Here is a 12,345-nt window from a genome sequence, read left to right as displayed (position 1 = left end):
AATGAAGAGATGGGTTAGTAATTGCTTTCCTGCGAAAATGCCGTTTTGGGCCGTCTTCGTTCATGAATGAACCAAGACACGATCCTGCTTGTTGGTCACGCAGCGCAAAAAGGGCCCCGGAGCAGATGCTCCGGGGCCCTTGCATCACGTTGACGATCGGTCAGACGCGAGGTGCGCTCTTACTCGTTGTACAGAGCGTTGAGCTTCAGCAGGTGCTGATAGCGGTCCATAGCGGCCTGCTCGTTCTCGGCGAACAGCTCCTCGGCGCGCTCCGGGAAGGCGCGGGTCAGGGAAGCATAGCGGGCCTCGTTCATCAGGAACTCCTGATAACCGCCCTTCGGCTCCTTGGAGTCGAGGGTGAACTTCTTGTCCGCAGCGGGGTTGAAGCGGAAGAGGTTCCAGTAACCGCAGTCGACAGCCTTCTTCATCTCCATCTGGCAGTTCTGCATACCGCCCTTCTTGATGGAGTGCATCTCGCAGGGGCTGTAGCCGATGACGATCGACGGACCGTCGTAGGCCTCGGCCTCCTGGATGGCCTTGAGGGTCTGAGCCGGGTTGGCGCCCATGGCGACCTGCGCCACGTAGACGTAGCCGTAGCTCATAGCGATCTCGGCGAGGCTCTTCTTCTTGATGGCCTTACCAGCAGCGGCGAACTGAGCAACCTGGCCGAGGTTCGAAGCCTTGGAAGCCTGGCCACCGGTGTTGGAGTAGACCTCGGTGTCGAAGACGAAGACGTTGATGTTGTGGCCGGAAGCCAGGACGTGGTCCAGGCCGCCGAAGCCGATGTCGTACGCCCAGCCGTCGCCGCCGAAGATCCAGAAGGACTTCTTGGTGAGGTAGGACTTGTCGGCCAGGATCGCCTTGGCGGCATCGCAGCCGCAGGCCTCGAGGGCAGCGACGTAGGCCGCAGCGGCGGTCTTGGAGGCCTCGGCGTCGTTACGGGCGTCGAGCCAAGCCTGACCGGTGGTCTTCACGTCCTCGGGCGTGCCGTCGGCAGCGATGAGCGCCTCGGTGTCGGCCACGAGCTTGTTCTGGACGGCCTCATAGCCGAGAGCCAGGCCCAGACCGTGCTCGGCGTTGTCCTCGAACAGGGAGTTGTTCCACGCGGGGCCGTGACCGTCCTTGTTGGTGGTGTACGGGCAGCGGGCCGCGGGGTTGCCCCAGATGGAGGAGCAGCCGGTGGCGTTGGAGATGAACATGCGGTCGCCGCAGACCTGGGTCACGAGGCGAGCGTATGCGGTCTCGGCGCAGCCGGCGCAGGAGCCGGAGAACTCAAGCAGAGGCTGCTTGAACTGGGAGCCCTTGACGTTGTTGGCCTGCAGGACGGGCTTCTCGGAAACCTCGGCGACGCAGTAATCGAAGACGGCCTGCTCGGCAGCCTCCTGCTCCTGCGGAACCATGGTGAGGGCGCCCTTGGGGCAGACCTTGACGCAGTTGGTGCAGCCCATGCAGTCGAGCGGGGACACGGCCATGGTGAACTTGAGGCCGGTGTCCTTCGGCATCTTGATGTCGAGGGTGCGCAGGTTCTCGGGCGCGGCCTCGATCTCGGCCTCGGTCAGACCGAACGGACGGATGGTCGCGTGCGGGCAGACGTAGGCGCACTGGTTGCACTGGATGCACTTGGTCTCATCCCAGTGCGGAACCATGACGGCGACGCCGCGCTTCTCGAAGGCGGAGGCGCCGGTGAGGAACTGACCGTCCTCGTGGCCAGCGAAGGCGGAGACGGGCAGCTCGTCGCCCTGCATGCGGGAGATCGGCTCCATGATGGACTTGACCTGCTTGGCGATAGCGGAGCACTCGGCATCGGAGAGCTCGGCGACCTCGTCGGTGGCGTCGGCCCAGTCGGCGGGCACCTCGAACTTGCGGAACGCGGTGGCGCCGGCGTCGATGGCCTTCCAGTTGGCCTCGACGATGGCCTGGCCCTTCTTGGCGTAGGACTTCTCGGCGGCGGCCTTCATGTACTCGATGGCGTCGGCCGCGGGCAGAACCTGCGCGAGCGCGAAGAACGCGGACTGCAGCACCGTGTTGGTGCGCTTGCCCATGCCGACCTTCTCGGCCAGGTCGATGGCGTCGATCAGGTAGACGTTGATGTTGTTCTTGGCGATGAAGCGCTTGGCCTCGGCGGGCATGTGCGCGGAGAACTCCTCGTCATTCCACTGGCAGTTCACCAGGAAGGTGCCGCCGGGCTTGACGTCGCGGACCATCTTGAAGCCCTTGACGATGTAGGAGGGGTTGTGGCACGCCACGAAGTCGGCCTTGGAGATGTAGTACGGCGAACGGATCGGGGAGTCACCGAAGCGCAGGTGCGAGATGGTGACGCCGCCGGTCTTCTTGGAGTCGTACTGGAAGTAGGCCTGGACGTACTTGTCGGTGTGGTCGCCGATGATCTTGATGGAGTTCTTGTTGGCACCGACGGTACCGTCGCCGCCGAGACCCCAGAACTTGCACTCGATCGTGCCCTCGGCCGCCGTGTTGGGAGCATCCTCCATCTCGGGCAGGCTGAGGTTGGTGACGTCGTCCACGATGCCGACGGTGAACTCGCGGCGCGGAGCGTCGGACTTGAGCTCCTCGTAGATGGCGAACGCGGAAGCGGGCGTGGTGTCCTTGGAACCCAGGCCGTAGCGGCCGCCGACGACGGTGATGCCGGTCTTGCCAGCCTCGTAGAGGGCGGAGACGACATCCTGGTACAGGGGCTCACCGATGGAGCCCGGCTCCTTGGTGCGGTCCATGACGGCGATCTTCTTGACGGTCTCGGGGAGCACGTCGACGAAGTGCTTGATGGAGAACGGACGGAACAGGCGGACCTTGACCAGGCCGACCTTCTCGCCCTGGGCGTTCAGGTAGTCGATGACCTCCTCGAGCGTGTCGCAGAAGGAGCCCATGCAGACGACGACGCGGTCCGCATCGGGAGCGCCGTAGTAGTTGAACAGGCCGTAATCAGTGCCGAGCTTGGCATTGATCTTGCCCATGTAGTCCTCGACGACGGCGGGCAGCGCGTCGTAGGCCTTGTTGCAGGCCTCGCGGTGCTGGAAGAAGACGTCGCCGTCCTCGTGAGAGCCGCGCGCGGAGGGGTGCTCAGGATTCAGCGCGTGATCGCGGAACGCCTGGACGGCGTCCATGTCGCACATCTCGGCCAGGTCGGCGTAATCCCAGACGGCGACCTTCTGAATCTCGTGAGAGGTGCGGAAGCCGTCGAAGAAGTTCAGGAACGGAACCTTGCCCTCGATGGCGGCGAGGTGCGCCACGGGAGCGAGGTCCATGACCTCCTGGACGTTGCCCTCGGCGAGCATGGCGAAGCCGGTCTGACGGCAGGCCATGACGTCGGAGTGATCGCCGAAGATGTTGAGCGCATGGGAGGCGACGCAGCGGGCGGACACGTGGAAGACGCCCGGCAGGCCCTCGCCCGCGATCTTGTACATGTTCGGGATCATGAGCAGCAGACCCTGAGACGCCGTGTAGGTCGTGGTCAGAGCACCGGCACCGAGCGAACCGTGGACGGTACCGGCAGCACCGGCCTCGGACTCCATCTCGATGACGTTAACGGGCGTACCGAAGATGTTCTTCTTGCCCTGCGCGGCCCACTGGTCGACATGGTCGGCCATAGGGCTGGACGGCGTAATCGGGTAGATACCCGCAACCTCGGTGAACGCATACGATACGTATGCGGCCGCCTCGTTGCCGTCCATAGACTTGAACTTACGCGCCATATACCCCTCTCCTCTCAAGTTGGGTGTACATGTTCCGGAAGCGTCCGCCCCCGGTGATTACCATGCATGGATACCTTCCGGCGATCTGGATGGCATCAGTGGACAAAAATCCGCATGCAGGATTATTGTACTCCGAACACCGGAATAGACATACGAGATCTGGGGCAGTTTTTGTCCTGCGGAATTGTTATCGGTACCAGCGGTTTGGTTGCCTTCGGCTGACCGCGCGACCTTCAGCAGGAGCGAAAAAGAACAGCCGCGGCACACTGCGCGCAATATCTGTTTTCAATCCCAACAGCACCGCATTCGTTCCGTCGCCCGTCCGGCTCGTTTGACCCCGCCGGGAGATGGGTCATTTGGGGACGGGTTCGTTCCAACCCATCGGCGATCTGCGCGGCCGCCGATGGGTTGGAACGAACCCGTCCCAAAATGACCCATTCACACCTGCTGGCGGGCGACCAGGTCGGCAAACAGCCCGCCGCGCTCGACGAGCTCGTCGTAGGTGCCGTCCTCGACGATGCGCCCGCCGTCGAGCACGACGATGCGGCTGCAGGCGCGAATCGTCGACAGGCGGTGCGCGATGACGAGCCTGGTGCACTTCAGCGACTCGAGCGAGTCCGACACAATCTTCTGCGTCATGTTGTCGAGCGCGCTCGTCGCCTCGTCGAACATGAGGATCTTCGGTCTGGCGGCGATGGCGCGCGCGATCATGATGCGCTGGCGCTGCCCGCCCGACATGCCGCCACCGCCCTCGGTGACCATCGTGTTCATGCCCATCGGCATCGCATCGATATCGTCGGAGAGGCCCGCGAGCTCGGCGGCCTCCCAGGCCTGCTCGAGGGTGAGGCCGGGCGCCGATATGGCGATGTTGTCGTAGATGCTCCCGGCGAACAGCCTGCCGTCCTGCAGCACCACGCCGATGCGCTTGCGCACGCTTCCCGCGTCCACGCTCGCCAGGTCGCGCCCGTCGTAATAGACCGCGCCGCGCTGGGGCCGCTCGAACCCGAGCAGCAGGCGCATGAGCGTCGACTTGCCGCAGCCGGTCTTTCCCACGACCGCGACGTACTCCCCAGGACGGACCTTGAGCGTCAGGTCCTCCAGCACCGGCCGGTCGTCGCCGTAGGCGAACGTGACGTGGTTGAGCTCGAACCCGCCGGACATGCGCTCGAGGGCGCGCTTGGACTCCGAGGTCTCCGGCACCGTCTTGAGCAGCGGATCCGCCATCGACAGGTACGGACGGATGCACGCCATGTTGACCGCCGCCGCGCCGAGCGCCGCAAGCGCGGCGGAGACCGCGCCGTAGGCGGAGGTGAACGCCATGTACTCGGCAACCGAAAGACCGCCCGCCGCGGCGCTCAGGTAGAACACGATCGTGCCCAGCGAGGCAACGGCCATCTGGATCGTCGAGGAAAGGCGCGTGAGCAGCGGCCCGTTGTAGGTGAGGCGCGCCTGCCGGTGGTAGAGGTTCGCCCAGGTGGCGAACGCGCGCTTCTCGGCACCGACGAGCTTGATCTTCTGCAGGCCCTCGATCAGGGCATACTGCCAGCCCGACAGGCGGGTCCCGAGGTCGAGGCGCCGCGCGGTCACGCGCATCTGCGCGGCGGCGACCAGCGCGGTCACCGCCGTGGTGAGCAGCGCCACCCCGACGGTCGGCAGCGCCATGGCCGGCGCGATGGCGGCGATCTGGCCCACGTAGGCCATCGCGAACAGCGCGTTGAGGAGCGCGGTCAGCACGACGTCCTGGATGAGGCGCCCGACTTCGCCCACGATGGCCAGGCGCTCGGACAGGTCGCCCGTCTGATAGCGCGAGAAAAACGATGCCGGCAGCGACAGGGTGCGCATCATCATCGCCGCGTCGAGCGGCACGCTAAGCTTGGTCGAGATGCGCGCGAGCACGATCTGCCTGATCCCGCCCACGATGACCTGCGCCACGAGCACGCCGACGAGCAGCACCGCGAGCGGCGCGATGATGCTCGCCGTTCCCGCCTCGACGACCGGGCCGAACACGATGCGGTTCACGAGCGGCGCGACCATGCCGAGCGCCGTCGAGGCGGCGGCCGCGCAGATGAGCGCGATGATGTCGCCGCGGTCGAGGGAGCGCGCCATGAACAGCAGGATGTCGCGCACGCCCAGCTCGCGCTGGGGCAACGGCCGGTAGAAGCACCAGGCCTCGTCCGCCAGGCGCTTGGCGCTGCGCTCGTTGACGCGCACGGGCCCCATGCCGTCGATGAACTGGTAGCCGCCGCGCGCCAGCGGGATCAGCGCCACGGGCAGCCCGTCGTCGGCAAAGCCGAGCATGGCCCCCATGGCATCGCGGTACCATGCGCCGGACAGGCGGACCGGGCGGCACATGATGCCTGTCGAGCGCAGGCGCTGCTGGATGAGCTCGTCCATGCTCTTCACGCCGCGCGGCGTTTCGCCGCCCTCGACCCCGTAGTAGGCGAGCACGTGATCGAGCGCGCTGCCCGCCTGCACGAGACGGGAAGCGCCCTCGGCGGTCCGCGCGCCCGTCACCGCGTCGGACAGGCGGTGCAGCGCCTGCTCGAGGCGCTCATCGTCGAAGCGGCGGCGCGCCTCGACCTGACTCTCGAAGAGATCCATGCGCACCCCCTACTCCGCCGTGACCAACCGCTCGTACAGACCGCCCGCGCCCATGAGCTCATCATGGGTTCCCCGCTCGACCACCCGGCCGCGATCGAGCACCACGATCTCGTCGCAGTCCCGAATGGCCGACAGGCGGTGCGCGATGACGATCAGCGTGATGCCGCGGCGGCGGATGGCGCGCATGACCTCCGCCTCCGTCTGGGCGTCCAAGGCGCTGGTCGCCTCGTCCATGATGAGGATGACCGGATCCGCGGCCAGCGCGCGGGCGATCTCCAGGCGCTGCCGCTGGCCGCCCGACAGGTCGCGCCCGCCCTCGGCGAGCACGCCGTCGTAGCCGCCGACGCGCCGCATGATGTCGTCGTGAACCTGCGCGTCGCGGGCGGCGAGCAGGACCTCGAAATCCTCGATCGACTCGTCCCACAGGCGGATGTTGTTCGAGATCGTGTCATTGAACAGCGTGATGTCCTGGTCGATGACCCCGATCGAGGCGCAGCGCGCCGAGCGCGGCACCTCCTCGAGCGGCGTGCCGTCGAGCAGCACCGATCCCGACCAGGGGCGGTACAGGCCGGAGATGAGCTTGGAAATCGTCGACTTGCCGCAACCCGACGGGCCCACGAGCGCGATGCTTTGGCCCGGCTCCACGTCCAGGGAAAAATCCTCGAGCAGGGGCTCGGCGAGCGGCGAGTAGCCGAAGGTCACGTGGTCGAGCCGCACGCCGCCGCGCAGCTTCCCCATGAACAGGCCGGCCGCGGGCGGGCGCTCTGCCGAGGGCGTGCGCTCCGCCGCGGGCGGGCGCTCTGCCGAGGGCGTGCGCTCCGCCGAGGCCGTGCGCTCGTCCGCATCGTCGTCGCGCTGCGGCCCGTCCTCGGCGCACAGCGGATCGGTCGGATAGTCCATCACGTCCTTCAGCCGCTCCATGTCCGTGCGCATCTCCTGAAAGGCCTGCAGGCTCTCGATGAGCCCCTGGACGGGAGCGGCGAACTGCGCGGCGAACCCCTGGAAGGCCAGCAGCATGCCGACCGACAGGTCGCCCGCGATGATGAGCCAGGCGCCGAGCACGAGCACGGCGATGTTCGCCGTGCAGGTCACGAGCTGCGGAACCAGGCCGAGATACTGGTCGATGCGCGCATAGCGCACCGTCTGCGCGTTGGCGTTCGCCTGAAAGCCCGCCCACCTGCGGAAAAAGCCCGTCTCCACGCCGGAGGCCTTCAGGGTCTCGACCATCGAGATGCCCGCCATGGTCGCGGCGGCCAGGTTGGCCTCGTCGCGCATCTGCACGCGCGCGATGTTGACGCGGCGCGCCGAGATGACGAGCGCCATCGCGACGTTGACGGCAACCGCCGCGATGCCGACGGCGGACAGCAGCGGCGAATAGGCGACCATGAGCACGAGATACGCCACGACCATGGCCGCGTTCACCAGAAGCGGGGTCAGGATGCCCACGATGGTCTTGGCGATGCCGGCGTTCGTCTGCGCGCGGGCCATGATGTCGCCCGCAGCGCGCTGCGAGAAGAACTCCATCGGCAGGTGCAGCACATGCCAGAAAAACGAGGCCGCCGACGATACGGCCATCTTGCCCTCCAAGCGCAGCAGGTACACCGCGTTGAGGGCGGAGGTGACCACCTGCAGCAGGCAGGCGATCGCCAGCGCGCCCACGAACGGGACGAGCCAGTCGGGATTCGTCCCCGTGATGATGCGATCGGTGAAAACCTGGGAGACGGCGGGGGCGACAAGCCCCAGCAGCGACACGATAGCGCAGGTCAAGGTCACGAACAGCACCAGAAAACGCGTGCCGTGGAGGCGACGGCCGGCAAAGGCGGCGATGGATGCGGGCGCGCCGCCCGGTATAAATTCCGGCCCCGGCTCGAGCGCCAGCACGATGCCGGTGAACTCCCGGTCGAACTCCTCGAGGGGGACGCGGACCTCTCCGCGGGCGGGATCGTTCAGATAGGCGAAGGCGCCCTTGAAGCCGCGCAGCACCACGAAATGGTTGAACCCCCAGTGCACGATGCAGGGGAACTCGCCCTCTTCGATCAGGGCGTCCATCTCATAGCGGAACCCCTGCGCATCGAACCCGTATGCACGCGCCGCGCGCAGCATGTTCGCGGCCGACTGGCCGTCGCGCGAGACGCCGCAGTCGCGGCGCACCTCCTCGAGCGGCAGCCATTTTCCGTAATAGGCGCACACCATGGCAAGGCAGGCGGCCCCGCATTCGAGGGCCTCCATCTGCATGATCTGGGGAATGCGGCGCGCCAGCCCCCGCATGGGGGCACAGGCGCGCCGCCTGGCGAGCCTGCCGGTCATCTACGCCCCCGACAACAGCTCGAACGGCGAGTAGCTCTTGACGACGACCGTGCAGTCGTAGGTGCCCACGGGCAGCTCTATGAATGCCGTGCCGACGTCGTACCAGCCGCTTTCGGGAGCCGTCGCATCGGGAACCGTCACCATGGACGCAAGCACGGGGGTTCCGCCCACCGATCCGATCGTCCCGGAGACGTCACCGACCCGCACGGTGTCCCCGCGTGACAGGTCGGATGCCTTCTCGGAGTCCATGTAGCACGTCGCTCCGTTGCGGCCCACTACGATCACGGCATCCTGGGTGTCCTCGAGTCTTCCGAACACCCCCCACACGACACCGGCGGCAAGCACCAGGATGACCGCCAGAACGATCATCCAGGCGCCCGGGTTCGATACCTGGATGTAGTCGTCCAGGTGCTCCGGCGACCGCATGTGCGCCAGGCTCTTGTCCCGAAACAGGCTCGCCATATACGTCGATTAGCGCATGCCGGGCTTGGGGCGGGAGATGTAGCCGAGGCCACCCACCACGCCGTCAAGCAGTGCGTCCTCGAGGGGCTGAGCGCCCCGATGCTTCACAGGACGGGTTTCGGCAAGCTTCTCGTCCGAGCGCTCGCGAAGGTCCTGCGACGCCTTGATACGCTTGTTGTCCATTTCGCCCTCCTTACCTTCAGGCCGACGCGCGGGAGCGCCAGCGGTCTCATAATGCTATCCCAAAGCCGCTGCCCCGCGCCCCCTTGCGGGAAGCCGGAGCGAAAAGCGGAGCCGCAGCCTATGGAATCAATGGTCGTCGCCTCGATCGGCGACGTCCGCGGGATCTGCCGCGGAGCCCGCCTGGTCCGCTGCGGGCCAGGCCTCGCAGCGAAGCGCGAGCACGGTGATGTCGTCTGCCTGCGGCGCGGCGCCAGCGAAGGCGTGCACGCCCGCGAGCACCTCGTCCACAAGCTCGCAAGGCTGCTCGCGGCCGCAATCCGCAAGCAGGCGTTCCAGGCGCTCCTCGCCAAAGCAGGTGCCCTGCTCGTCCATGGCCTCGGTCACGCCGTCGGTGTAGAGCACCAACATGTCGCCCGGAGCCATGGTGCGCGAGAACTGGCGGTACGGCAGCCCGTCGAAGGCGCCGAGGACCATGCCCGAACGGTCGCGGATCCAGCAGACGCCGCCGTCCGCGGCGAGATACGCCGGCGGGTTGTGGCCGCCGCACGCGAAGGCGAGCTCGCGCGTGCCGAGGTCGAGCACGCACAGCCACACGGTGACGAACATGCCTTGCTCGTTGTCGTGGCACAAGTCCGCGTTCGCGCGGCTCATGGCCTCGGCGGGCTCCAGCCCCTCCATGAGGAGCTGCTTCAAGATCGCCTTGGCGCGCATCATGAACAGCGCGGCGGGCACGCCCTTGTCGGACACGTCGGCAATCACGACCGCCAGGTGCGCATCGTCGACCATGAAGAAATCGAAGAAGTCGCCGCCGACCTCCTTGGCAGGGCTCATGGACGCGGCGAGCGCGAATCCGCGACCTCCTGTGAACGGCGGAACGACCTCGGGCAGCGCGGAGGCCTGGATGCGCGAGGCGACCTCGAGCTCGGAGCGCACGCGCTCCCGCTCGCGCTCGAGGCCGGCGATGTTCTCGACATGCGCCTCGGTCTCATCGATCATCTCGGCGGTCCGGTCGGCAAGGATGCCCACCTCGTCGCGCGGCCAGGCCTCGGAGCGGATCGCCGTCGCGGTCGCCACGTCGTGGGTGAGCGCGTACTCGGTCATGAGCCGGGTCAGGCCGAGCAGCGGGTTCACGAGGGTGGAGCGGAACAGCACGAGCAGCGCCGCCAGGCAGACCACGTAGACCGCCACGGTGATGGCGAGCGTCGGCACCATCTGGGCCATGACCGCTTCGTTGAGGTCGCCCGCGGGGATGGATGCCACGCACAGCCACGACTTCGCGTGAACCGAGGAGATCGGTACATACATATAGTAGGTGGAGCCGTCCGGCGAGATATCGAGCGAGGTTATGGCCTTCCCGCTCTCGAATGCCTGCCAGAGCCCGGGATACTGGTCGCGCGGGCGCTCGAGGACATCGCCCAAAAACGGCTGGTCCCCCGCCTCGATGTTCTCGTCCCCCGATACGCCGGCCGCCACGCAGGTGACCGTCTGCCCGTCGTCGTTCGGCATGATGAAGGCGAAATCGGAAAGCTGGTAGGCTTCCTTCATGCGGCTCAGCATATCCTGCAGCGAGTAGAAATACTGCGCCACGAGATACCGGTTGTACTCGTCGAGCGCCGCGCTGGCCTGGGCATAGAGGCCCGCGGCCGCCTCCTCGCCCTGCGAGGCCCGCATCTGGTCGTACTGCTCGAACAGCCCGTTGTAGGTGCCCAGCACCTCGTCAAGTCGGGCGATGAACTCCTCGTAGTCCGTCTCGCGGTTGATGATGTCGCCCATCTCGACCCAGCTGTCGTAGTCCTCGCCGGCGTCATAGCCGTTCTGGGAGGCCGACGCGCCCGCGTAATCGGCGAGCTGGGCCAGGCGATTCGCCTGCGTGTCGAGGTAGGTCGTGCGGACACTCGTGTGGATGAAGATCGCCGACAGGGTCACGGCGATCAGGGCGAAGATGGCGAACGCGGCGATGAACCGGCGCGTCAGGCGTCCCGAGCGGGCGTCGCTTTTCTGGGTGCGGTCGAGCTCCTCGTCGCCTCGTGCCATGTCCTGCCACCCCTTCGAACCTGCGCCCGGCGGCGCACAGCATAACGACTGTATCTTAGCCGCCATCCGCTCAAAGAAGAACCGGTGAAGGGAGCGAGGGGAACGAATGCCCCCGTTTTGCGCATGGGTGTCCCGTGCGCATGCCGTTCGAGGGCGCCGGATGCCGAGTGGAGGCTGCACGGCGAAAAGTTGCCGAAAAATCGACGTTGTAGACGGCTCGATTCGGAACGCGCGGAACAACGCACCTGCGACGGAGCCGTTACCTGCGGAAACGCCGGCCCTGAAAGTGCCGTTTCATGCGGGTCCGGATTCCATCCACCTACAACGTCGATTTTTCGGCAAAACGCGCGCGTCGAGCCTCCACTGGGCCCCGCGCCCGGCGCGAAATGAATTGATCGGTGTTTCCCTAAAGAATGCGACGGGCCTCGATGGCGCGACCGAGGGTCAGCTCGTCGGCGTACTCGAGGTCGCCGCCCACGGGCAGGCCGCTCGCCAGACGGCTCACGGCGATATCCATCGGCTTGATGATGCGCGCCAGATAGCTCGCCGTCGTCTCGCCCTCGATGTTGGGGTTCGTGGCGATGATGACCTCCTGGATATCCTCGGACCCCAGGCGCGCGAGCAGCTCGCGGATATGCAGCTGCTCCGGACCGATCTTGTCGATAGGGCTGATCACGCCGCCCAGCACGTGGTACAGCCCACGGTAGCTGCCCGTCCGCTCGATCGCCGTGACATCGCGCGGCTCGGAGACCACGCAGATGCGGGTGCGGTCGCGCGATGAATCCTGGCAGATGGCGCACTCGTCGTCGGTCGCATAGTTGAAGCAGCGGCTGCAGAAATGAACCTGCGCCTTGACGGCAAGGATCGCGTCGGCAAGCCGACGCGCCTCCTCGGCGTCGGCCTCCAGAAGGTAATAGGCGATGCGCTGGGCAGACTTGGGACCGATGCCCGGAAGCCTTCCCAGCTCATCAAGGAGTATCTGCAAACTGCGATCAGCGCTCATGACCCACCCGATAGTCAATTCATACAAGCACGACGGAAACCCGAGTCC

At 66.4% G+C, this 12,345-nt stretch carries 7 protein-coding genes; all 7 read right to left on the bottom strand.

Annotated elements, in window-relative coordinates:
- Positions 1 to 179: 179 nt before the first annotated feature.
- Complete coding sequence (gene nifJ, locus B5F74_RS03675; protein WP_087200112.1) at positions 180 to 3,707, bottom strand: pyruvate:ferredoxin (flavodoxin) oxidoreductase; 3,528 nt, start codon at positions 3,705 to 3,707, stop codon at positions 180 to 182.
- A 438-nt stretch (positions 3,708 to 4,145) separates the two neighbouring features.
- Positions 4,146 to 6,308, bottom strand: coding sequence for an ATP-binding cassette domain-containing protein (locus B5F74_RS03670; RefSeq protein WP_087200110.1), 2,163 nt, complete (start codon positions 6,306 to 6,308; stop codon positions 4,146 to 4,148).
- A 9-nt stretch (positions 6,309 to 6,317) separates the two neighbouring features.
- The gene (locus tag B5F74_RS03665) at positions 6,318 to 8,615 is read right to left on the bottom strand and encodes an NHLP family bacteriocin export ABC transporter peptidase/permease/ATPase subunit (protein ID WP_204212428.1); all 2,298 of its coding nucleotides are present in this window, start codon (positions 8,613 to 8,615) and stop codon (positions 6,318 to 6,320) included.
- A complete protein-coding gene (locus tag B5F74_RS03660; RefSeq protein WP_066828940.1) occupies positions 8,616 to 9,077 on the bottom strand; it encodes a hypothetical protein in 462 nt (153 codons plus the stop codon). It abuts the gene before it with no gap.
- A gap of 9 nt (positions 9,078 to 9,086) precedes the next feature.
- On the bottom strand, positions 9,087 to 9,260 hold the full coding sequence (locus B5F74_RS12355; protein WP_154018713.1) for a hypothetical protein: 174 nt from the start codon (positions 9,258 to 9,260) through the stop codon (positions 9,087 to 9,089).
- 126 nt (positions 9,261 to 9,386) lie between these two features.
- A complete protein-coding gene (locus tag B5F74_RS03655; protein ID WP_143753766.1) occupies positions 9,387 to 11,294 on the bottom strand; it encodes a PP2C family protein-serine/threonine phosphatase in 1,908 nt (635 codons plus the stop codon).
- A 406-nt stretch (positions 11,295 to 11,700) separates the two neighbouring features.
- Positions 11,701 to 12,297, bottom strand: a complete 597-nt coding sequence (gene recR / locus B5F74_RS03650) for a recombination mediator RecR (protein WP_066828944.1) — start codon at positions 12,295 to 12,297, stop codon at positions 11,701 to 11,703.
- Positions 12,298 to 12,345 lie beyond the last annotated feature (48 nt).

The sequence above is a fragment of the Collinsella sp. An271 genome (genome assembly GCF_002159695.1).
Lineage (GTDB): Bacteria > Actinomycetota > Coriobacteriia > Coriobacteriales > Coriobacteriaceae > Collinsella > Collinsella ihumii.
Note: the sequence above shows the minus strand (reverse complement) of the source record. Positions and strands in the feature narration are given on the sequence as shown.

Excerpts from the sequence above, each read along its gene's own strand:
- nifJ (WP_087200112.1), bottom strand. The coding sequence starts at position 3,707 with ATGGCGCGTAAGTTCAAGTCTATGGACGGCAACGAGGCGGCCGCATAC.
- B5F74_RS03670 (WP_087200110.1), bottom strand. The coding sequence starts at position 6,308 with ATGGATCTCTTCGAGAGTCAGGTCGAGGCGCGCCGCCGCTTCGACGAT.
- B5F74_RS03665 (WP_204212428.1), bottom strand. The coding sequence starts at position 8,615 with ATGACCGGCAGGCTCGCCAGGCGGCGCGCCTGTGCCCCCATGCGGGGG.
- B5F74_RS03660 (WP_066828940.1), bottom strand. The coding sequence starts at position 9,077 with ATGGCGAGCCTGTTTCGGGACAAGAGCCTGGCGCACATGCGGTCGCCG.
- B5F74_RS12355 (WP_154018713.1), bottom strand. The coding sequence starts at position 9,260 with ATGGACAACAAGCGTATCAAGGCGTCGCAGGACCTTCGCGAGCGCTCG.
- B5F74_RS03655 (WP_143753766.1), bottom strand. The coding sequence starts at position 11,294 with ATGGCACGAGGCGACGAGGAGCTCGACCGCACCCAGAAAAGCGACGCC.
- recR (WP_066828944.1), bottom strand. The coding sequence starts at position 12,297 with ATGAGCGCTGATCGCAGTTTGCAGATACTCCTTGATGAGCTGGGAAGG.